Source organism: Micrococcus sp. 63XJN7_8_ISO-PGPR-S23-253, from assembly GCF_056173425.1.
The window spans coordinates 1,353,485-1,373,749 of record NZ_CM149673.1 but is presented as its reverse complement, the minus strand read 5'-3'; the positions used below and the strand labels follow the sequence as shown (position 1 = coordinate 1,373,749).

The 20,265-nt window shown below is 73.0% G+C and carries 16 protein-coding genes, 2 tRNA genes and 1 pseudogene; 10 read left to right on the top strand and 9 right to left on the bottom strand.

From position 1 onward, the window contains the following. Positions 1–43 precede the first annotated feature (43 nt). Together mptB and AC0VX4_RS06315 are read left to right on the top strand one after the other, a co-directional pair. A complete protein-coding gene (gene mptB, locus AC0VX4_RS06320) occupies positions 44–1,717 on the top strand; it encodes a polyprenol phosphomannose-dependent alpha 1,6 mannosyltransferase MptB (RefSeq protein WP_475464128.1) in 1,674 nt (557 codons plus the stop codon). Next, positions 1,714–3,099: a glycosyltransferase family 87 protein gene (locus AC0VX4_RS06315; protein ID WP_475464127.1), complete on the top strand. Its 1,386-nt coding sequence runs from the start codon at positions 1,714–1,716 to the stop codon at positions 3,097–3,099. The genes mptB and AC0VX4_RS06315 overlap by 4 nt, the downstream gene beginning before the upstream one ends. Positions 3,100–3,135: 36 nt before the next feature. Here AC0VX4_RS06315 and AC0VX4_RS06310 read toward each other — a convergent pair whose 3' ends face one another. Both AC0VX4_RS06310 and AC0VX4_RS06305 read right to left on the bottom strand, forming a co-directional pair. After that, positions 3,136–4,581: a DUF2079 domain-containing protein gene (locus AC0VX4_RS06310; protein WP_049159255.1), complete on the bottom strand. Its 1,446-nt coding sequence runs from the start codon at positions 4,579–4,581 to the stop codon at positions 3,136–3,138. 115 nt (positions 4,582–4,696) lie between these two features. Further along, positions 4,697–4,770: transfer RNA gene (locus AC0VX4_RS06305), tRNA-Arg, on the bottom strand. A 199-nt stretch (positions 4,771–4,969) separates the two neighbouring features. Here AC0VX4_RS06305 and AC0VX4_RS06300 point away from each other — a divergent pair. After that, positions 4,970–5,521, top strand: a complete 552-nt coding sequence (locus AC0VX4_RS06300; protein WP_060775615.1) for a single-stranded DNA-binding protein — start codon at positions 4,970–4,972, stop codon at positions 5,519–5,521. A 98-nt stretch (positions 5,522–5,619) separates the two neighbouring features. Then, on the top strand, positions 5,620–7,302 hold the full coding sequence (gene ettA / locus AC0VX4_RS06295; protein WP_020624404.1) for an energy-dependent translational throttle protein EttA: 1,683 nt from the start codon (positions 5,620–5,622) through the stop codon (positions 7,300–7,302). A gap of 188 nt (positions 7,303–7,490) precedes the next feature. Here ettA and AC0VX4_RS06290 read toward each other — a convergent pair whose 3' ends face one another. Beyond that, positions 7,491–8,510 (bottom strand): acyl-CoA thioesterase, encoded by a 1,020-nt coding sequence (locus AC0VX4_RS06290; RefSeq protein ID WP_475464126.1) that lies wholly within the window; start codon positions 8,508–8,510, stop codon positions 7,491–7,493. A 77-nt stretch (positions 8,511–8,587) separates the two neighbouring features. Here AC0VX4_RS06290 and AC0VX4_RS06285 point away from each other — a divergent pair, with 77 nt between their 5' ends. After that, positions 8,588–9,295: a DUF8185 domain-containing protein gene (locus AC0VX4_RS06285; protein WP_036316853.1), complete on the top strand. Its 708-nt coding sequence runs from the start codon at positions 8,588–8,590 to the stop codon at positions 9,293–9,295. Positions 9,296–9,332: 37 nt separating this feature from the next. On the opposite strand, the gene AC0VX4_RS06280 is transcribed toward AC0VX4_RS06285, so the two are convergent. The 4 genes and pseudogenes from AC0VX4_RS06280 to AC0VX4_RS06265 form a co-directional block, all read right to left on the bottom strand. Beyond that, positions 9,333–9,656, bottom strand: coding sequence for a globin domain-containing protein (locus tag AC0VX4_RS06280; protein WP_044659113.1), 324 nt, complete (start codon positions 9,654–9,656; stop codon positions 9,333–9,335). A 318-nt stretch (positions 9,657–9,974) separates the two neighbouring features. After that, positions 9,975–10,406 (bottom strand): annotated as a pseudogene (locus AC0VX4_RS06275) (OsmC family protein); the annotation flags it as partial. A gap of 135 nt (positions 10,407–10,541) precedes the next feature. Next, on the bottom strand, positions 10,542–13,163 hold the full coding sequence (gene pepN / locus AC0VX4_RS06270) for an aminopeptidase N (RefSeq protein ID WP_241252935.1): 2,622 nt from the start codon (positions 13,161–13,163) through the stop codon (positions 10,542–10,544). A gap of 156 nt (positions 13,164–13,319) precedes the next feature. Beyond that, complete coding sequence (locus tag AC0VX4_RS06265) at positions 13,320–14,090, bottom strand: IclR family transcriptional regulator (RefSeq protein WP_387101916.1); 771 nt, start codon at positions 14,088–14,090, stop codon at positions 13,320–13,322. A 182-nt stretch (positions 14,091–14,272) separates the two neighbouring features. Between AC0VX4_RS06265 and AC0VX4_RS06260 the strand changes: the two genes are divergently transcribed. The 4 genes from AC0VX4_RS06260 to AC0VX4_RS06245 all read left to right on the top strand — a co-directional run bounded on the left by AC0VX4_RS06260 (position 14,273) and on the right by AC0VX4_RS06245 (position 18,176). Further along, entirely contained in the window at positions 14,273–15,127 is an 855-nt protein-coding gene (locus AC0VX4_RS06260; protein WP_475464125.1) for an alpha/beta fold hydrolase, read from the top strand. Positions 15,128–15,141: 14 nt separating this feature from the next. Next, positions 15,142–16,704: a flavin-containing monooxygenase gene (locus AC0VX4_RS06255; protein ID WP_475464124.1), complete on the top strand. Its 1,563-nt coding sequence runs from the start codon at positions 15,142–15,144 to the stop codon at positions 16,702–16,704. 86 nt (positions 16,705–16,790) lie between these two features. After that, positions 16,791–17,264 carry a ribose-5-phosphate isomerase gene (locus AC0VX4_RS06250; RefSeq protein WP_206397046.1) on the top strand — a complete coding sequence of 158 codons (474 nt, stop codon included), beginning with the start codon at positions 16,791–16,793 and terminating at the stop codon, positions 17,262–17,264. Then, the gene (locus AC0VX4_RS06245) at positions 17,265–18,176 is read left to right on the top strand and encodes an Fpg/Nei family DNA glycosylase (RefSeq protein WP_475464123.1); all 912 of its coding nucleotides are present in this window, start codon (positions 17,265–17,267) and stop codon (positions 18,174–18,176) included. It begins immediately after the preceding gene. Between the two features lie 21 nt (positions 18,177–18,197). Here AC0VX4_RS06245 and AC0VX4_RS06240 read toward each other — a convergent pair whose 3' ends face one another. Both AC0VX4_RS06240 and AC0VX4_RS06235 read right to left on the bottom strand, forming a co-directional pair. Continuing rightward, positions 18,198–19,025: a DUF1345 domain-containing protein gene (locus tag AC0VX4_RS06240; protein ID WP_227448530.1), complete on the bottom strand. Its 828-nt coding sequence runs from the start codon at positions 19,023–19,025 to the stop codon at positions 18,198–18,200. A 117-nt stretch (positions 19,026–19,142) separates the two neighbouring features. Further along, a tRNA-Gly gene (locus tag AC0VX4_RS06235) sits at positions 19,143–19,216 on the bottom strand. Positions 19,217–19,292: 76 nt separating this feature from the next. On the opposite strand from AC0VX4_RS06235, the gene AC0VX4_RS06230 reads away from it, so the two are divergent. Continuing rightward, positions 19,293–20,186, top strand: coding sequence for an SDR family oxidoreductase (locus AC0VX4_RS06230; RefSeq protein ID WP_475464122.1), 894 nt, complete (start codon positions 19,293–19,295; stop codon positions 20,184–20,186). Positions 20,187–20,265 lie beyond the last annotated feature (79 nt).

The window sequence follows — 20,265 nt, the reverse complement described above, 5'->3', positions numbered from 1 at the left end:
CGCCCCCGCGACGACCGGCGCCCGACGGCCCCGTCCGAGCCGCGTGGCGGCGCCGCCCGAGCCGGAGGCGGCCGTCCGCCGGGGCACCTGGGCGTCCGTGCTCATCACGGCGGGCTCCTGGGGCGTGGGATGGCTGCCGATGACGCCCGACTCGGTGTTCTCCGGCACCACCCTGCTCAACCCGCTGCGGGTCTACCTGCCCGGCGTGCTGCTCAGCACTGTGCTGCTGGCCGCCGGCTCGCTGCTCCTCGTCCGATCCTGGCTCGAGCTGGGCCGCGCGCTGCGGGGCCGCTGGGAGGAGCACGGCCGGCTGGTGGCCCGGGCCGCCTGGTGGTGGTCCGCCCCGCTGATGCTCGCGCTGCCGATCTTCTCCCGCGATGTGTTCTCCTACCTCCAGCAGGGCCGGCTCCTTGCGTCGGGTCTCGACCCGTACTCCCAGGGCGTGTCCGCACTGCCCGGCTGGTTCATGCAGGGAGCGGACTCCATCTGGGCCGAGTCCCCGTCCCCCTACGGGCCGCTGTTCCTGCTGTTCGCCGAGACGACGTGGCGGGCCACGGGCGGCACCATCGAACTGTCCGTCACGGCGTTCCGCCTCCTCGCCCTGGCGGGCCTGGCACTGTGCCTGTGGGCGGTGCCGCGGCTGGCCGCCGTCGCGGGCCGCTGCGGGCCGTGGGCCACGTGGGTGGCCGTGGCGAACCCGTTGTTCCTGCTCTACATGATCGCCGGCGCGCACAATGACGCGCTGATGTCGGGGCTGATGCTCGCGGGCATCCTGCTCATGGTCCGCCCGCCCCGCCGCCGCGTGCATGCGCTGTGGGGGATCGTGCTGATCGCCCTGTCCGTCGCGATCAAGCCTCTGACGGCCCTGGTGCTGCCCTTCGTGGCCCTGCTCCTGCCCACCGGCTGGGCCCGGTTCCGCGCGGCCGATCCGCGCCTGCGCCGGCGGGACCGGCTCGGCCCGTGGTTCACGACGGTGGTGATCTCCCTGGCCGTCCTCACGATCCTCGGCGCCGGCTCCGGCCTCTGGTTCGGCTGGGTGCCGGCCATGCTCACGAGCGGGGACGCGGCGTTCCCGTATGCCCCCGTGGGCCTGCTCGGCCTGCTGCTCGGCGCGTTCGTCGAGGCCGTGACGCCCCTGGGGGCGCGCGACGTGGCCGCGGCCTTCTACACCGTGATGACGGTGGCGGCCCTCGGCTTCACGGCGTGGCTGGCCCTGCGCCGCCGCCCCCTGGACCCGGTGTTCAGCGCGGCGGCCGTGCTCGTGGTGGCCGTCGCCACCGCCCCGATCATCCAGCCGTGGTACCTGCTCTGGGTCCTGCCGCTGCTGGCGTGCGCCCTCCGCCCGCTGCCGTGGGGCGCCGACCATCCCCGCTGGCTCGGGTGGGTCACCGCGCTCGCGGTGCTGCTGCTCACCGGCGTCGGCGTGGTGGACCAGCTCTCCGTGGCGCAGTGGTTGCCGGTCCTGGCCGTCCGCGTGTTCACCCTCGTCCTGATGCTCGCGGGGATCGGATGGATCATCCACCGCGATCCCGTCACCGCGCCCCTGTTCCCCGGGCGGCGGCGTCCTCCCCTGGAGGTGGTCGAGCCGCGGCCCGCGGCGGCGTCGCCGACGCCTCCGGAGGCGGGCGTGCCGCCGGACGCACCGCCCGACGGGCCGCCGTCGACCGCCGCGCACCCCGCCTCCTCGTCCACCCGCATCCCCCAGGAGAGACCGTGACCTCCCACCCCCGCAGTCCTGCCCCGACCCGCCCGAGCGCCCGCTGGGTCGGCCTGCTCGTCGGCCTGACCGTGGTGGCTGCCGCCGTCGGCGTGCTGACCAAGCAGTGGTGCCGCGTGAACGGCTGGGCGGCCCCCGGCGTGCACGCGCACATGTGCTATTCGGACTTCGCCCAGCTGTTCCCCACGCGCGGCCTCTCGGACGGCCACTTCCCCTTCTACACGCCGCTGCCGCCCGAGCAGTGGATGGAGTACCCGGCATTGCTGGCCGTGGTCGCGGGAGTGACCATGTGGCTCGTGCCCGCCTCCGGCGACCTGCACGAGCGCACCGTGACCTACTTCGACGTGAACGCGACCGGCGTGGTGCTCTGCTGGATCGTGCTGGTCGTCGCGACCGCGTACACCGCCCGCGGTCGCTCCCGGGACGCCCTCCTCGTGGCGCTGGCCCCGGGGATCATCCTCACCTCGATGCTCAACTGGGACCTGTGGGCCGTGATGCTGGCCGCCCTGGCCCTGTGGGCGTGGACGGCGGGCCGTCCGACCCTCGCCGGCCTGCTCATCGGACTCGGCACCGCCACGAAGCTGTACCCGCTGTTCTTCTTCGGCGCGATCTTCGTGCTGGCGCTGCGCACGGGCCGCTGGGCCGGGTTCGTGAAGGCGGCCGTGGCCGGGGCGGCGGCCTGGCTCGCCGTGAACCTCCCGTTCATGCTGACGGCGTTCGACCAGTGGTCCCGCTTCTACACGTTCTCGGGGGACCGCGCGGTCTCCTTCTCCTCGACCTGGCTGGCGCTGGCCTGGACAGGATGGTCCGGGGAGACGTTCACGACGCTCCAGAACGGCCTGTTCCTGGTGTGCTGCGCGGGGATCGCCTACCTCGCCCTCGCGGCGCGGCACCGTCCGCGCATGGCCCAGCTGTGCTTCCTGATCGTGGCGTCCTTCATCCTGTGGGGGAAGGTGTACTCGCCGCAGTTCGTGATGTGGCTGATCCCGCTCGTGGTCCTCGCGACCCCGCGGTGGCGGGCGTTCTGGATCTGGCAGGCCGTGGAGGTCTACCACTGGGGCGGGGTGTGGATGGAGTCGGCCCGCATCACCTCGGACGGGGCGTTCGCCGGCGGCGCCTGGTGGATCACCGCGTGGTACGCCTCGGGCATCGTGGCGCACATCGTCGCCCTCGTGTGGCTCATGACCACGGTGGTCAAGGACATCCTGGACCCCGTCCGCGACCCGGTGCGCCGCACCGCCCTCGACCAGGGGGCCCCCGAGATCGCCCCGGGGGTGGCGGAGGACCCGCACGCCGGCGTCTTCACCGGTGCGCGTGACCGACTGCTCCTTCCCCCGGCCGGACGCGGCCTGCAGCCACTCGGCGAGTCCGCCGGCCGCTGACGGCGGAGCGGGTCCGCCGGCGCCGTGGGGCGCCGCTCAGCGGTGCTCGAGGTACGTCGTGCAGGTGGGCGAGACCGCGCGGTCCGGGTGGTGCAGGACGACGACGTCGCGCGCGGACCAGACCCGCTCGAAGCCGAGCCGCTCGGCGCGGGCCAGCGCCTGCTCCGGGGTGAGGGGGTCCCAGCCGCCGAGCTCGGGCACCGAGGTGTCCACGATCATCCACGTGGCCAGGTCGTCGCCGATGTCCCCGTGCAGCCCGACGTGGGTGCGGGCCGTCAGGTGCGGTACGGCGTTGTCGGCGGCCTCCACGCAGACCCCGTCCGGGATGAGCGCGACCGCGTAGTCGAGGTCGCGGGCATGCTGCGTCGTCGTCATGTCGCCGGCGATCGTGCGGTGCAGCGGGTACACCTGCGGGAAGAACGCGGTGCCGATCAGGCCGGCGGCCAGTGCCGCTGAGACGAGGAGGGCGGGCAGCCGGCGCAGCGCGTTCCGGCGTCCGGCCAGCCGATGGGCCGCCTCGAGCGCGGCCATGAGCAGCAGCGGGGCGAGGATCGCGTCGTACTGGTAGACGGGGGCCCACACGTTGAGCCGGTCGTTGAACAGCCGCGAGAGCAGGATCGGCAGGGCCATCAGCGTGAGCGGGCTCAGGACCGGCAGGAACAGCAGCGGGACGAAGTGCAGGAGCCAGAGGGCCACCTTCAGCGGGTGGTCGAACAGCACCGCGACGGCGTTCCACGGCTGGGTCAGCAGGAACAGGACCGAACTGCGCATGTCCGGGCCCAGGGCCGTGAACTGCCAGTAGCCGAACGCGCCGGTGGGGGAGTAGTGGGGGATCACCACGGACGTGGCGAACCAGTAGCCGAGCACACCCAGCACGGCGGTGACCGCGGCCTGCGGCCAGAAGCGCCGGATCGCCATCACCAGGGCCACGGCCAGCAGGGTCACGCCCATGTCCTCTCGGACCGTGAGCAGCAGCGCCGCCAGGCCGGTGGCGAGCCACGCCCGCTGCCCGTCCAGGGCCCACACGAGCCAGGCGAGGATCGGCACGCCGAGGGTGACCTCGTGGAAGTCCCAGTTCACCATCGCCTGGAAGGGCCAGGAGAGCAGCAGGGCGGCGACGGCGGCCAGGGCCACCCCATGGCCGACGCGACGACGGGCGAACAGGTACACCGGCACGGCGGACGCGGTGAGGGCCAGCGCCATGACCACGCCGAGCATGCGGGGGTCCGGCCACACCCAGTAGAAGGGGGCCAGCAGCGCGAGGATCGGGTGGAAGTGGTCGCCGAGGATGTGGAAGTCCACGCCCTTGACGGAGCTGAGGGGGGCGTTGAACAGCGCGTACTGCCGCACCACCTGGTCGAAGATGCCCAGGTCGTAGCCCTTGGCCTCGTAGGTGGCATACCGCAGGAAGGAGTGCGTCACGTACAGGACCGCGGCTGCGACGAGCAGGGCGGCCAGCTGGACGCCCTCGCGACGGGTCACACGGACCGCGGGGACGACGGGTCGCGGGGCACGGAGCCAGGAGCGCAGACGGTCCAGGACGGTCTCCTTCGGGCGGGCGTCGGGCGTGCTCGGACGGCTCCGCCCCTGGTCTGGGTGCCCCAGGAGGGATTCGAACCCCCGACCGGCGGATTAGAAGGCCGCTGCTCTGTCCAGCTGAGCTACTGGGGCTGGGCCGTGTCAGTCTAACGGCCCCCGGCTGGGGCGCCGTCGGCTCCTGCACAGTCGCCCGGGGACCTCCACGTGTCCCCAGGTCGGCCCCCGATCCTGCCGGGGTGCCCCGCGGCGGGGTTGTCTGGCGGTGGCGGATCAGCCGATGCGCCGACGACCCGCCCCGGCGCCCACCGGGGCCCAGCCCAGGAGGCACACCATGCAGGACCTCATCACCGTGCGCGGCTTCGTGGCCACGGACCCCGCCACCCGCCACACCGCATCGGGGGCCGCCGTGACCGGCTTCCGCCTGGCCACCACCGAGCGGCGCTTCGACCGCGAGACCGCCGAGTGGGTGGACGCGCACACCAACTGGTACAGCATCTCGGCGTTCGGCCAGCTCGGCTCGAACACCGCCCAGTCCGTGAAGAAGGGCAACCCCGTGATCGTCACCGGTCGACTCCGGGTCCGCGACTGGTCCACGGGCGAGCGCTCCGGCACGTCCGTGGACGTGGTGGCGGACGCCGTCGGGCTGGATTTGGGCTTCGGCTCGGCGGCATTCCAGCGCAGCCAGCGCGCGGGCGTGCCGCGACCCGAGTCGGCCCCGCGCGACGAGGACGCGTCGGGTGGGCGGGCCGGCGCGGTCGGCGACGGGTTCAGCGCGGGCCTGCCGGACGGGTTCCAGGGTGGCGACGCCCCGGCCTCGCCCGGCCTGGACGAGTCGGACGCGGGCGCCCCCGAGCGCGAGCCGGCGGCGGCCGGCGTCGCCTGACCACGGGCTGGCACGGAGCACGGAGGGGGAGCGGGCTCGGTGGTCGCGGGATCGGCACGATGAGTGGAATCCCGCGGCCACCGACTAGCCTGGGCCGCATGGCGGAATTCATCTACACGATGGTCAAGGCCCGCAAGAAGGTGGGCGACAAACTGATCCTGGACGACGTCACCATGTCGTTCTACCCCGGGGCGAAGATCGGCATGGTCGGCCCCAACGGCGCCGGCAAATCGACGATCCTGAAGATCATGGCCGGGCTGGACGAGCCCTCGAACGGCGAGGCGCGGCTCTCTCCCGGCTACTCGGTGGGCATCCTGATGCAGGAGCCCAAGCTGGACGAGTCCAAGACCGTGCTGGAGAACGTCCAGGAGGGCGTCGGCGAGATCTACGGCAAGATCCAGCGCTACAACCAGATCTCCGAGGAGATGGCGAACCCGGACGCGGACTTCGACGCCCTCATGGAGGAGATGGGCGAGCTGCAGTCCGCCATCGACGCCGCGGACGCGTGGGACATCGACTCCCAGCTCGAGCAGGCGATGGACGCCCTGCGCACGCCCCCGGCCGACGAGCCGGTCACGAACCTCTCCGGTGGCGAGAAGCGCCGCGTCGCGCTGTGCAAGCTGCTGCTGGAGAAGCCCGACCTGCTCCTGCTCGACGAGCCCACCAACCACCTGGACGCCGAGTCCGTGCTGTGGCTCGAGCAGCACCTGGCCTCCTACCCGGGCGCCGTCATCGCTGTCACCCACGACCGGTACTTCCTCGACCACGTCGCGGAGTGGATCGCGGAGGTCGACCGCGGCCGCCTCTACCCGTACGAGGGCAACTACTCCACCTACCTGGAGACCAAGCGCGCCCGCCTCGAGGTGCAGGGCAAGAAGGACGCCAAGCTCGCCAAGCGCCTGGCCGAGGAGCTCGACTGGGTCCGCTCCAACACGAAGGGCCGTCAGGCGAAGTCCAAGGCCCGCCTGGCCCGCTACGAGGAGATGGCGGCCGAGGCCGAGAAGACCCGCAAGCTGGACTTCGAGGAGATCCAGATCCCGCCGGGCCCGCGCCTGGGCACCGTCGTGATCGAGGCCAAGGATCTGAAGAAGGGCTTCGGGGACCGCGTCCTCATCGACGGCCTGTCCTTCTCCCTGCCCCGCAACGGCATCGTCGGCGTGATCGGCCCGAACGGCGTCGGCAAGACCACCCTGTTCAAGACCATCGTCGGCCTCGAGCCCCTGGACGGCGGCGAGCTGAAGATCGGCGAGACCGTGAAGATCTCGTACGTGGACCAGTCCCGCTCCAACATCGACCCCGAGAAGTCGCTGTGGGAGGTCGTCTCGGACGGCCTGGACTACATCAAGGTCGGCAACGTCGAGATGCCCTCGCGCGCCTACGTGTCCGCGTTCGGATTCAAGGGCCCGGACCAGCAGAAGAAGGCCGGCGTGCTCTCCGGCGGTGAGCGCAACCGCCTGAACCTGGCCCTGACCCTCAAGGAGGGCGGCAACCTGCTGCTCCTCGACGAGCCCACCAACGACCTCGACGTGGAGACCCTGACCTCCCTCGAGAACGCGCTGCTCGAGTTCCCGGGCTGCGCGGTGGTCGTCTCCCACGACCGCTGGTTCCTGGACCGCGTGGCCACCCACATGCTGGCCTACGAGGGCACCGCGGAGGACCCGGCCAACTGGTACTGGTACGAGGGCAACTTCGAGTCCTACGAGGCCAACAAGGTCGATCGGCTCGGCCCCGAGGCCGCCCGCCCGCACCGCGTGACGCATCGCAAGCTCACGCGCGACTGAACCGACGCGCCCCCGGGCGCCGCGCCGACGACGGCCCGCCGCGATCACGCGATCGCGACGGGCCGTCGTCGTGCCGGGGCGGGGTCCACGTCGACCACGATGAACGGTCCGAGCGCGGCGCGGACGTCGAGCCGCCTCACCCGTGGCAGGGCCCGATCGGCAGCCTCACCCCCCGTGGAACCGCCGGGTCAGCGCCGCCAGCTGCGGCGCAGCACCGTCCGCATGGCCATGCGCTGGGCCGCGCCACGAACCCGCGCCCGCCGGGCGGCGGCCCCCTCGGGCAGGCGGACCATGCCCTCCTGGGCGACCGTGGCCACGAGCGTCCCGTCCTCGGTGAACACGGCGCCCGTGCCGAGGCCGCGCGCGCCCTGGGCGCTGGGGGAGTCTTGGACGTAGAGCAGCCACTGGTCGACGCGGGCGGGCCGGTGGAACCACATCGCGTGGTCGAGGGAGGCCGCGGACATGCCGGGCTGGATCCAGGCCACGCCGTGCTGCCGCAGGATCGGCTCGAGGAGCGTGTAGTCCGAGGCGTAGGTGAGCGCCGCCAGGTGCAGCGCGGGGTCGTCCGCCAGGGGCGTGAAGGTCTTCATCCACACCATGTTGCGGTTCTCGGTCTCCGCGGCCGGGTCCACATAGATGGCCGGGGTGACGTGGCGGATGTCGAACGGCCGGGACCAGGCCCACTCCTGGGCCACGGGGTGGTTGATGCCGCCCAGCACGTCCGCCGTCGTGGGCAGGTCCTCGGGCCGGGGCACTCCCTCCGGCATGGCCACCTGGTGGTCCAGCGCGCTGCCGGCGGGCTCCTGGAAGGAGCAGGTCAGGGCGAGGATGGCCTTCTCGTTCTGGGAGGCCAGCACCCGGCGGACGGAGAAGGAGCGGCCGTCCCGCAGCGTCTCGACGGTGAACGTGATGGGCTGCAGCGCGTCCCCGGGGCGGATGAAGTAGCCGTGGAGCGAGTGGGCGGGGCGGGCGGCCGGCACCGTGCGGGAGGCGGCCGCCAGCGACTGGGCGAGCACCTGGCCGCCGAACACCCGGCCGCGCGTCTGCCGGGGAGTCGTGCCCGTGAAGCGGACCTGACCCGTCACCGGGTCCGGCGCGGCCGGCGTCAGCTCCAGGATCCCGCGCAGCACGTCGGTGGGGTCCTTCGGGGCCGAGGCCGGACGGCCCGGTGCGCGACTGGGGCGGGGACGGGGATGGCGTTGCGGCACGAACGGCTCCTTCGACGTGGATGGACCCCGCGACGGCGGGGCGGCCCGGGACGCGGCGGACCTGGGACAATGCTTGCATGACCGAGCACTCCGCCGCCCCCGTCCTCCGCTTCGTCGACGACCGCGCTGTGCGGGATCTCGAGCAGCTGGCCACCCGCGCGCGTCGCGTCGCCGATACGGGGATGCGCCTGCACGTCGTGCCCGAGGCGGGGCGCTCTCGCACCCCGATGCTCGCCCAGTGGGTCTCCGTGCTGCAGCCGGCCGGGCTGGGAGACGGGGTGCCTGTCGTCCTGGGGCTGCGCACCGTGCCCCTGGCGACCGCCGACGGCGTGGCGGACCTGGACGCCGTCGTCGCCCTGGGCTCCGTCACCGAGCGCACCGCCCGGATGCGCGGCCAGGACCCCGTCGACCTGGCTTTCGCCGTGCCGCCGGGCCGCGAGCACGTCACCTGGACCGCGCTGACCCCGCCCCGCGGCGGCTGGACGCCCGTGGCCGAGGTCGCCGACGAGGAGTTGACCGAGGTGGCCACACGCGGCGCCGACGCCGTGCGGGACGCCTTGCCCGAGAACCCGGGGGAGGCGCTGGTCCGCAGGGTCCGGGCGCAGATGTGGGGACCCCTGCTCGGGGGCGAGGCGCTCCAGTTCCCGGCCGGCATGGCCTTCGGCGCGCACGCGCTGGGCTTCCTGCGGCCCGGCGGCCGCGCCCGGCTCAGCACGGCGGGGCCATGGACGCGCCTGGACGCCCCCGGCGGCTTCGTACTGGGCCGCCCCGCCATGGCGGTGTGAGCCCGCGCCCCATGTCGGGGCGCGGACCGCGGGCCGGTCAGGCCGAGTTCTGCAGGGAGTGGGCGGCCCGCTCCAGGTAGTCCCAGAGTTCGGCCTCGTGCAGCGGTGACAGCTCCAGCGTGTCCACGGCGGCGCGCATGTGGCGCAGCCACGCGTCGCGCGCGGCCGGGTCGATCCGATACGAGGCGTGGCGCATGCGCAGGCGGGGGTGGCCGCGCTCCTCGGAGTACGTCCGCGGTCCGCCCCAGTACTGCTCCAGGAACATCAGCAGCCGGCGCTGGGCGCCCTCGAAGTCGTCCTGCGGATACATCGGGGCGAGGATCTCGTCTTCGCGCACGCGGGCGTAGAACTCGGCGGTCAGCCGGTCGAAGGTCGGGCGGCCGCCGACGGCGTCGTAGAAGCTGGTGGCCTGACCGGGCGCGGCCGGGGTCCCCGGGGTCGCACCGGCGGGGCCCGCCGCGGCGTCGCGGGCGCGCACCTGGTCCACCGGGGCGGGGGTGCCCTCCTGCGTCACCGGCTCGACCTCGGTGGGCCGCTCCGCCAGGCCCGTCACCCGGGACGGGCCCTTGGCGACGCGCGGCCGCAGCACCGCCAGGGGGGCGCCCAGGCGCGCGGAGTGGTCCGGGAGCGTCGTCGTCCCGGTGGTCGAGGCCTCGGGGCGGACCGGCTCGACGGCGACCGGGGCCGAGAGCGAGTTCGCGATGAAGCACAGCCGGTGCGCCTCGGCGTGGAGGGCCTCGGCCCGCTCCCGGTCGGCCTCGTCCTGCAGCGTGACCTCGGGCCGCAGCGTGATCGCGGTGAACCGCCCGGCGCCGTCGCTGTCCACCTCGAGCTCGCCCTCGACCCCGCACGTCATCCCCGTGACCACGACCCCGGAGGTCGCCGCGACGTGCAGGTAGGAGAGCACGTGGCACTCGGCGAGCGCGCCGAGCAGGAGGGTCTCCGGGTTCCACTTCGAGTCGTCGCCGCGGAAGGGGCGGGCGGCCGAGGCCTGGATCTCGCCGACGGAGGCGTCCTGGATCACCACGGAGCGGTCGTAGTCGCGGACGCCGGAGGTGCCCGAGCCGCGGTCGCCCGTCCACTCGGTGCGCAGGGAGAAGGTGTGCTTCATGGGTTCCAGCCTAGCCAGCCCGCGCCTCGACAGCGGCCGGGGCGATGCTGGAGGGCATCTTCCGTGGAATGCCCACCAGCACCGCCCCGCAGGCGCCGGCAGAGGCGTCGGCCGCGGCTGCCGCCGCCGCCCGGCTCAGGCCCCGGCGTGGACCTGATGCACGTGCGCCGTCGCGTGCCCGCGCGCGGCCAGGGCGCGGACCGTCTCGTCCCGGCCCTCGGCGAGGACGCGGGACAGCCCCGCGCGGGTGCCGGCCAGCCGCTCGGACAGGGCGGTGGCGCGGTCGGCGATCTCCGGGGTGACCTGGGCGGTCGGGTAGCCCAGCGTCGCGGCGGTCTCGGCCATCTCGTGAGAACGGGAGTCCCACATCGCCTCGACGCCCTCGAAGTAGGCGTCCGCGAAGGGCGCGATCAGCGCGGCGTCGTGGACCCGGGCGAACCCGATCAGGGCCTGGCGCTGCTCCGTGTTGGACAGCTCGCCGGCCATCACCCGGTCCCAGACCGCGCGCTTGGCCTCGGCCGTCGGCACGGCGGCCCGGGCCTGGATCGCGGCGAGCGCGCCCGTGGCGGTCGCGTCGGAGCGCTCGGCCTCGGCGATCTCGGCCTCCCCGGCGCGGCCGGCCGCCACCAGCGCGGTGAGCAGCTCCCAGCGCAGGTCCGTGGTGAGGTCCAGCCCGGGCACGGTGCGGGTGCCGTCCACGAGGGCGGCCAGGCGGTCCAGCTGCGCCGTGGTGCGCGCGTGCAGGGCGAACGCCTTGACGAACTGCAGCTGGTTGTCCGAGCCGTCCTCGGCCTCCGTGATGAGGCCCCACAGCCGGTCGGCCGCCGCGACCCGCACGGCCTCGGCCTGGTCCTCGGGCAGGTACAGGCCGATCGCCGTCGCGAGCTGGCGCAGCAGCGTCTGCACCACGGACGAGTCCCGCTCGTGGCCGACGTTGGCCAGGACGAGGTCGACGAACCAGGCGGCGGAGGCCTCGCCGTCGCGCACGGTGTCCCAGGCCGCCCCCCACAGCAGCGTGCGCGCCAGCGAGCCGTCCACATCCTTCAGACGGGTGGACGCGGCCTCCCACGAGGCGTCGTCGAGGCGCAGCTTGGCGTAGGCCAGGTCGTCGTCGTTGGGCAGGATCACGGCGGGACGACGGCGGCCGGCGGCCTCGGCGACCTCGGTCACCTCACCGGCCACGTCGAGCTCGAAGCGCTCGGTGCGGGTCAGGCGGCCGGTGGCCCCGTCCACGTCGTAGAAGCCCACGGCCAGGCGGTGGGGGCGGAGCACGTCGTCGCCGGGCGCCGACGGCGAGCCGTCCGGGGCGCTCTGGCGCAGGCGCAGCGCGGTGATGGTGCCGGCCTCATCCGTCTCCACCTCGGTGCGCAGCGTGTTCACGCCCGAGGTCTCGAGCCACACGCGGGTCCACTCGGACAGGTCACGGCCGGACGCGGCCTCGAGCTCGGACATGAGGTCCGGCAGCTCGGTGTTGCCCCACGCGTGCTGGGCGATGTACGCGCGGACGCCGGCCATGAAGTTCTCCTGGCCAACCCAGGCCACGAGCTGGCGGAGCACGGAGGCGCCCTTGGCGTAGGTGATGCCGTCGAAGTTGACGAGCACGTCGTCGAGGTCGCGGATCCGGGCCTTGATGGGGTGCGTGGAGGAGAGCTGGTCCTGGCGGTAGGCCCAGTTCTTCTCCATGGAGGAGAAGGTGGTCCAGGCGCCGGTGTACTGCGTGTTCTCGGCGGCGGCGAGCGTGGACATGAACTCGGCGAAGGACTCGTTGAGCCACAGGTCGTTCCACCAGCGCATCGTCACCAGGTCGCCGAACCACATGTGGGCGAGCTCGTGGAGGATCGTGATGGCGCGGCGCTCGATCAGCGCCTCCGGCACGGTCCCGCGGAAGACGTACGACTCGAGGAAGGTCACACAGCCGGCGTTCTCCATCGCGCCGGCGTTGAACTCGGGCACGAACAGCTGGTCGTACTTCTCGAACGGGTAGGCGTGGCCGTACTGGGCCTCGAAGAACTCGAAGCCCTGGCGGGTGAGCTCGAAGACGTTCTCCGCGTCCAGGTGCTCCACCAGCGACGCGCGGCAGTAGACGCCGAGGGGGATCGTGCGGCCGTCGGCGCTGGTCAGCTCCGAGTGCACGGAGGCGTACGGGCCGGCGACGAGCGCGGTGATGTAGGAGGAGATGCGCGGGGTGGGGGTGAACTCCCAGACTGCGGTGTCCACGCCCTGCGGGTTGTCCTCGTTCGCCACGACGCCGAGGGTGCGGCGGGAGTCCTCCGGCTGGTTGGACACCACGGCCCAGTGTGCCGGCGCGGTCACCGTGAACCGGAACGCGGCCTTGAGGTCGGGCTGCTCGAACACCGCGAACATGCGGCGGGAATCGGGCACCTCGAACTGGGTGTAGAGGTAGACCTCCTGGTCCACGGGGTCCACGAACCGGTGCAGGCCCTCGCCGGTGTTGCTGTAGTCCCCGAGACCGTCGACCACGAGGGTGTTCTGCGCCGCCAGCGGGCCGATCCGCAGTCGGGCGCCGTCGAAGTCCGCCACGTCCAGCGCCTCGCCGTTGAGGGTCACCGCGGGAGCCTGCCCGGCCACGTAGTCGATCCACGTGTGGGTGCCCACCGCGTCCTCCGCGGCCGCGAACGTGACGGTGGTGGTCGTGCGGAAGTGCTCCGCTCCACGGGTGAGGTCCAGGCTCACCTCGTATGCGTCCACGGTGAGGGCGGCCGCCCGCGCGGCGGCCTCTTCGCGGGTGATGTTCATGGCGGCGGCGGTGGTCACGGTCGGACTCCTCCTGGGGTCGGGCGGATGCGGCACGGCCGGGCGCCTGTGATGGGGGCCACGGCACGGTGCTCCCCAGTGTGCCACCTGGCCCGGGCGTCGTGAGCGGCGCGCCTCGGGGCGGGCCGGTCGACCTGCTCAGCCCCCGATCTCGGCCAGTCGGGTCGCCGCCGCACGCAGCACCTCAGCCACCTCGGGCACGCGTGCCGGTGGCATCCGCTGCTCGGCCGCCGAGGCCGTGAGGGACACCTGGGGGATGCTTCCCGTCCGCGCCGGGACGCCACAGGCGACTCCGGCCACCCCGGGCACGACCGGCACACCCCCGCACCACCCCTGCTCGTCCATCTGACGCAGCAGGGTGTCCAGCAGGTCGTGCAGGGCCCCGTCATCCGTCAGGTTCCAGCGGCGGGGAGGCCGGGCGACGACCGCGTCCACCTCCGCTCGTCGGCGCTCCGGCGGCAGGGAGGCCAGGAGCGCGATGCCGGCGTACCCGGCGGCAAGCCGTTTGACCTCGCCGACCTCCACGGTGAAGACGCGCACGGGGGAGTCGCCGTCGCATCGCAGGAGGTAGGCCACTCCGCCCGCAGCCCGTGCCGCCAGGTAGACCGTGTCCCCCAGCTCGTCCGCGGCGGCCTGGACCACGGCCCGGCTGGCCTCGCGTTCGATCAGGCACCGCGGCGTCACCGGTTCGAATCCGACCGGGCCCCACCGATCACCGAGTGCATAGGCGGCCCCGCGCCGGGTCACGGCACCCTCCTCCGCCAGGTCGGCAAGCAGTCGATGGGCGGTGGGCTGGGGCAGGCCCGTCCGCTGGACGAGCTGGCTCAGCCGCAGGCCGGCGGGTCCGACCTCGTGCAGCAGGCGCATCACGAGGGCGGCGCGGGGCAGGACGCCGGTGGGCGGGGTCATAGGGGTCACCGGTCCATCGTGCCGCAGCTCCGGCATCGGAGCCCTTTCCATCTGATGGACTCAATGACTGCCGCCCCTGCTTGCATTTTGAGAAATGAACGCGCCATGCTGGGAAATGTAGGGCGCGTCACATCGCGGGCGTCGAGCCCATAGTCCGCATATCGGTTTCCAGGAGGAGCCCCATGCCACTGACCGCATCGACCGTCACGCGCACCGTCGGCGTGGACGGTGCTTCCGTCACCTGCCACGACTCGGTGACGCCCGGGGAGCTCGACCGGCCTCTCGTGCTGGTCCACGGCACGGGCGGGACGACCGCCTCGCACTTCGGCCACCTGTTCCCGATGATGGCCACGCGGACGCGCGTCATCGCCGTCGACTGGGCGCCGACGGCCGACCCCGCCGCAGACCTGACCGTCGACCTGCTGGTCGGCCAGGTGCGGGCCGCCGTCGACGAGCTCCTCGGCCCCGACGCCGCCTTCGACCTGCTGGGCTACTCGCTCGGCGCCGTCGTCGCCGGGCAGCTGGCCGCCGATCTCGGTCGCCGCGTGGAGAACCTCGTGCTCGTGGCCGGCTGGGCGACGACGGATGTCCACCAGCGCCTGCGCAACGAGGTCTGGCGGCACCTGTACGCCACGAGTCCTGATGCCCTGGCGCGTTACACGGCCTTCTGCGGCCTGTCCCCGCTGGCCCTGCGCTCCCTGACCCCGGCCATGCTCGACGGAGCGCTCGCCTCCCTGACCGCGGACGAGTTCACCGCCCGGCAGATGGACCTGAATGCCCGCGTGGACGTCGCCGACCGCCTCTCCGCCGTCACCGCGCGGACACTGCTCGTCTCCTGTGCCGAGGACGTCATGGTCCCGCCCCATCACCAGTACGAGCTGCTCGGCATCATCGACGACGCGCGGCTGACGACCATGACGAGCGGCCACGCCTTCTTCCTCGAGCGCCCGGCCGAACTCATGCAGATCGTCGACCTGTACCTGCGCGAGCCCGACCGCCACCCGGCTGGCGCGATCATCCCCGAGACCCACGCCTGAGAGAGGGGCCAGCCATGACCACCACCACGACCACCACCGACGTGCGCCCCGCACTGCGCGACGAGTCCGCCGAGATCCTCATCATCGGCTCCGGATTCGCCGGCCTAGGCATGGGCGCCCAGCTGCGGCGTCACGGCCGCGAGGACTTCCTCATCCTGGACCGTGCCCAGCAGGTCGGCGGGACCTGGAGGGACAACACCTACCCGGGCGCCGCGTGCGACGTCCCGAGCCACCTCTACAGCTTCTCGTTCGCGCCGAACCCGCAGTGGTCGGGCTTCTACACACCGGGCCCGGAGATCCAGGACTACCTCGTGCGCTTCTCCGAGGACGAGGGCCTCACCCCGCACCTGCGTCTCGGGGCGGACATGCTCGAAGCGCACTGGGACCCCGAGACCGAGCGGTGGACGGTGCGGACTCCGCGCGGGGCCTACACGGGACGCTGGCTGATCACGGGCACCGGGCACCTCGCCGACCCTCGCCTGCCGGACGTCCCGGGTCTCGACGCCTTCGAGGGCGAGGTCATCCATTCCGCCCGCTGGGACCACACGGTGGACCTGAAGGGCAAGCGTGTGGCCGTCGTCGGCACCGGCGCCTCCGCGATCCAGGTCATCCCCGAGCTGGCGGCGACGGCGGCCGAGCTCGTCGTCTTCCAGCGCACCCCCGCGTGGGTCACCCCGCGCGTGGTCAAGCCGTACTCCGCGGCCGTGCGGCGCATGTTCGAGCGCGCCCCGCACACCATGCAGCGCGAGCGCGACGACATCTTCTGGTTCGCCGAGTCGAGCTATGCCCAGCGCCGCGGTGTGCCGGCCGCGCTGGACCAGGTCCGGGCGCAGGCCCTCGGGCACCTGGCCGCCGCGGTCTCGGACCCCGAGCTCCGCGAGCGCCTCACGCCGCAGTACCTGCCGGGCTGCAAGCGGGTGCTCGTCTCCAACGACTACTACCCGGCCATGGCCCGGGACAACGTCACCCTGGAGGACAGCGCGCTGGACCGCGTCGAGGGGAGCCGGCTGTTCGGCGTGAGCGGTCACGGGTACGAGGTCGACGCCGTCGTCCTCTGCACCGGCTTCGAGGCGGCCCAGCCGCCGTTCGCCGACCGCGTCCACGACGGTGAGGGCCGCTCCCTGGCCGATCACTGGAGCAGCGGCATGGCGGCGTTCGACTCCACGGCCGTGGCGGGATTCCCGAATCTGTTCGCCATCAACGGGCCGAACACCTCGCTGGGGCACAACTCGATCGTCTACATCATCGAGTCGCAGATCGCGTACATCCTGGAGGCCCTGGACCGGGCGGAACACGAGGGAATCCGGACGATGGTCCCCGAGACACTCGCCCAGGAGGAGTACGTGGACCGTCTCCAGGAGCGGGCCGCCACCTCGGTGTGGCTCGTGGACGGCGGCTGCCACTCCTGGTACGTCGACCCCCGCTCGGGCAAGTTGACGCTGATCTGGCCCGATTACGCCTACGACTTCCGCGCCCGCAACGGCCACTTCACCGGGGAGGGCTTCCTCTCCTCGGTGAGCGGGGTGCCCGAGCCCATGTCGGTGCGCGAGCCCGAGCGATCGGTCGCGCTGATCTGAGCCGGCCCGCCCCGGGGCAGGGGGTCGGGTGGGGCCGTCAGTAGACTGACCCCACCCGACCGTCGTCCTTCTGGAGGAGTCTGCGCATGCGCGTCCACATCGCCACCGACCACGCCGGCATGGAGCTGTCCGCCCACCTGGTGGAGCACCTCACCGCCGCCGGCTACGAGATGGTGGACCACGGACCCGCCGAGTACGACGCGCAGGACGACTACCCGGGCTTCTGCATCAACGCCGCCCGCGCCGTCGTCGCCGACCGGGAGCAGGGGCTGGACTCGCTGGGCATCGTGCTGGGCGGCTCCGGCAACGGCGAGCAGATCGCCGCCAACAAGGTGGCCGGCGTCCGCGCCGCCCTGGCCTGGAACCTGGACACGGCGCGGCTGGCCCGCCAGCACAACGACGCGAACGTCGTGGCCGTCGGCGGTCGGCAGCACTCGCTCGAGGAGGCCACCGAGCTCATCGAGGCGTTCCTGGCCGAACCGTTCTCCCAGGACGAGCGCCACGTGCGCCGCATCGGGAAGATCACGCACTACGAGACCACCGGAGAGGTGCTGATGTGAGTGCCTGAGGGCCACTCCGTCCACCGTCTCGCGCGCCAGTTCACCGACGTCTTCGGCGGCCGCCGGATCCGCGCCACGAGTCCACAGGGCCGCTTCGCTGAGGGTGCCGCCCTGCTCGACGGCCAGGTCCTCGCGCGCGCCCGGGCCCACGGCAAGCACTTCTTCGCCGACGTCTCCGGCGGCCACGTGCTCCACGTCCACCTGGGCATGTACGGGGCGTGGACCTTCGGCGGGGATCAGGACTTCGCGGCCGCGTCGGCGATCGGCGCACCGCGCCGGATCGGCGAGCGGGAGGTCCACGACGACGGCGCCCCGGCCGCCGAGCCCGCCCGCGACGCCGACGGCTGGGTCCAACCCCCGCCGCCGGCCGGCACGGTCCGGCTGCGACTGCGCGCCGAGCACGGCTGGGCCGACCTGATCGGCGCGAGCCGGTGCCGCACACTCACCCCGGCCGAGGCCGCCGACGTCGTCGCCGGTCTCGGCCCGGATCCGCTCAACGACGACGATCCCGCGCCGTTCTACGACCTCGCCCGGCGGACACGGCGGCCGATCGGCGTCGTGCTGATGGACCAGGCGGCCGTCAGCGGGATCGGCAACATCTTCCGGGCCGAGGCGCTGTTCCGCGCCGGCATCGACCCGTGGCGGCCGGCCCGGGAGGTCGCTGCACCGGACCTGGCATTCCTCTGGGCGGACAACGCCGCGCTCATGCGGGAGGGCGTGCGGCTCGGGCGGATCGTCACCACGCGGCCCGAGCACCGGCCGGGGATCCCTGCTGAAGCGGCCTGGCCCGAGCACGCGAACTACGTGTACCAGCGGCAGGGCCTGGTCTGCCTCGTGTGCGGGCGCGAGACGATCGTGGTGGAGGAGATGGCGGCCCGGAAGCTCTACCGATGCCTCACCTGTCAGAGCTGAGGGGCCTGTGGCAGGCCCCGATCAGGCGACGGTGAGCAGCAGCGAGGCCAGGGCCGCGATGATCATCGAGTTGAACAGGAATCCGACCAGCGCGTGCTCACGGACCGCCGTGCGGGCGGCGCGACCGGAGAACTCGACGTCCTGGGCGCCCATCATGGTGGACAGCGTCAGGGACAGCGCCACGTAGTCCGAGAAGATCGGAGCGTTGGAGCCGCGGAAGCAGATCGGGGGAGCGGGGGACTCGCCCTCCGACCGAGACCTCTCCGGATCGTGCTGTGCCGCCAGCCGGGCGTAGCGCAACGCCTGGGCCAGGACGATGCTCGCCCAGGACGCGAGGACCGTGGCCACGGCCAGCAAGCGCAGGGTGGGCGCGGACCGGGCCTCGGGCATCCACATCGCGATGACCACCACGAGCATCGCCATCACCGAGAAGGTGACGGTGTTGCCCAGCGTGCTCGACGCTCCCAGCATCAGGGCCCTCCAGCCGACCGGATTGACGGACTCCTTCGGGCCGCGGGAGCGCGTGCGCAGCAGCGCGTGCAGGTCTGTTGAGTCGTGGCGGCCGAGCCACCGGTGCAGCACCACCGTGTCCAGGGCGGAGTAGATCGACCACATCAGGCACAGCGTCATCAGTGCGGTCATCCAGGAGGCGCGTCGGGCTGTGCCGACGCCCAGCGCGTCGCCGAGGGGAGTGGTGATCACCAGGGTGCTCAAGCCGATTGCGACGGCGGCCGCCAGCATGGACAGGACGGTCATGCGCAGTGTGTCGTTCTCGACGATGCGGTGCCGCCAGGGCCTCCCACGGACCTCGGTGGACGCCCCTCGATGCGTCTGCGCGGTGTTCTGCATGGGTCCATCCTGCAGATGGCCGGCACAGCGGTAAAGGAACCGGTGCGGACGACGACGCACCCGAGAAAGTCATGAGCCGGGCCATCGTGCGCACACGACGACCCGGCTCAGGGAATCTGGAGGGGATGACGGGAATCGAACCCGCGTAGCCAGTTTGGAAGACTGGGGCTCTACCATTGAGCTACATCCCCGCGGGGCCGCGCTCGGCGCGGACCAGCGGCTGACACCGTATCACGGCGGGCCCGCGTCGGCCGTGGGGGAAGAGGCATGATGCACGGCTCCCGTCCCGCCCTCCGCAGAACCGCGGCCGCCCTCGCCGGCCGTCATCCCCTGTCCCTGCGGGGCGCGACCGTCCTCGTGACAGGCGGCGCGTCCGGCATCGGACGACTGATCGCCCTGGGGGCCGCGCGCCGCGGCGCGGGCCGCGTCGACGTCTGGGACCTCGACCTGCAGGGGGCTGACGCCGTCGCCGCCGAGATCCGGTCTCAGGGCACGGACGCCCGGGCCGAGCGCGTGGACGTGACGGACGCGGCCGCCATCGAGGCCGCCGCCGCCCGCGCCGGAGAGGTGGACGTCGCCGTGAACAATGCGGGCGTGGTGACGGGCGCGCGCCTCGAGGACGCCACGGAGGAGGGCATCCGCCGCACCTTCGAGGTGAACGCGCTCGCACCGTACTGGCTGACCCGGGCGGTCCTGCCCGGAATGCGGGCTCGGGACCGCGGGGCCGTGGTCACGGTGGCCTCGGCCGCGGGGTTGGTCGGCGTCGCACGCCAGACGGACTATTCCGCCACCAAGCACGCCGCGGTCGGCTTCGCCGAGTCCCTCGCCGCGGAGCTGCGCAAGGACGGCAGCCGCGTCACCTCCCTGGCCGTCTGCCCCTTCTACATCGACACCGGGATGTTCGCGGGCGTGCGCAGCCGGGTGCCCTGGCTGCTGCCCGTGCTGGATCCGCACCACGTGGCGCAGGAGGTGCTGGACGCCGTCGAGGCCGGCCGCACCCGCCTGCTGCTGCCGCGCGCCGTCGGCCTGATCGCGCCCCTGCGCGCCCTGCCGGCGCCCGTCTTCGACCGCGCGATGGACCTCCTCGGGGTCAACGCCACGATGGACGGCTTCACGGGCCGGCGGTCGCGGCTTTTCGCGGGTCGCGAGACGGCGCGCTAGGATTCCACAGTCTGCCCTCGGGCAGTCCCTCGGGTGCCCGGCGAGCCTCCACCGCGTGAGCCCGCCGGCGTCGGGGACG

What these genes read in the sequence shown, in the direction of transcription:
- ettA (WP_020624404.1), top strand. Translation starts at nt 5,620, where the DNA reads ATGGCGGAATTCATCTACACGATGGTCAAGGCCCGCAAGAAGGTGGGC.
- AC0VX4_RS06300 (WP_060775615.1), top strand. Translation starts at nt 4,970, where the DNA reads ATGCAGGACCTCATCACCGTGCGCGGCTTCGTGGCCACGGACCCCGCC.
- AC0VX4_RS06265 (WP_387101916.1), bottom strand. Translation starts at nt 14,090, where the DNA reads ATGACCCCGCCCACCGGCGTCCTGCCCCGCGCCGCCCTCGTGATGCGC.
- AC0VX4_RS06230 (WP_475464122.1), top strand. Translation starts at nt 19,293, where the DNA reads ATGATGCACGGCTCCCGTCCCGCCCTCCGCAGAACCGCGGCCGCCCTC.
- AC0VX4_RS06260 (WP_475464125.1), top strand. Translation starts at nt 14,273, where the DNA reads ATGCCACTGACCGCATCGACCGTCACGCGCACCGTCGGCGTGGACGGT.
- pepN (WP_241252935.1), bottom strand. Translation starts at nt 13,163, where the DNA reads ATGAACATCACCCGCGAAGAGGCCGCCGCGCGGGCGGCCGCCCTCACC.
- AC0VX4_RS06240 (WP_227448530.1), bottom strand. Translation starts at nt 19,025, where the DNA reads ATGCAGAACACCGCGCAGACGCATCGAGGGGCGTCCACCGAGGTCCGT.
- AC0VX4_RS06250 (WP_206397046.1), top strand. Translation starts at nt 16,791, where the DNA reads ATGCGCGTCCACATCGCCACCGACCACGCCGGCATGGAGCTGTCCGCC.
- AC0VX4_RS06255 (WP_475464124.1), top strand. Translation starts at nt 15,142, where the DNA reads ATGACCACCACCACGACCACCACCGACGTGCGCCCCGCACTGCGCGAC.
- AC0VX4_RS06285 (WP_036316853.1), top strand. Translation starts at nt 8,588, where the DNA reads ATGACCGAGCACTCCGCCGCCCCCGTCCTCCGCTTCGTCGACGACCGC.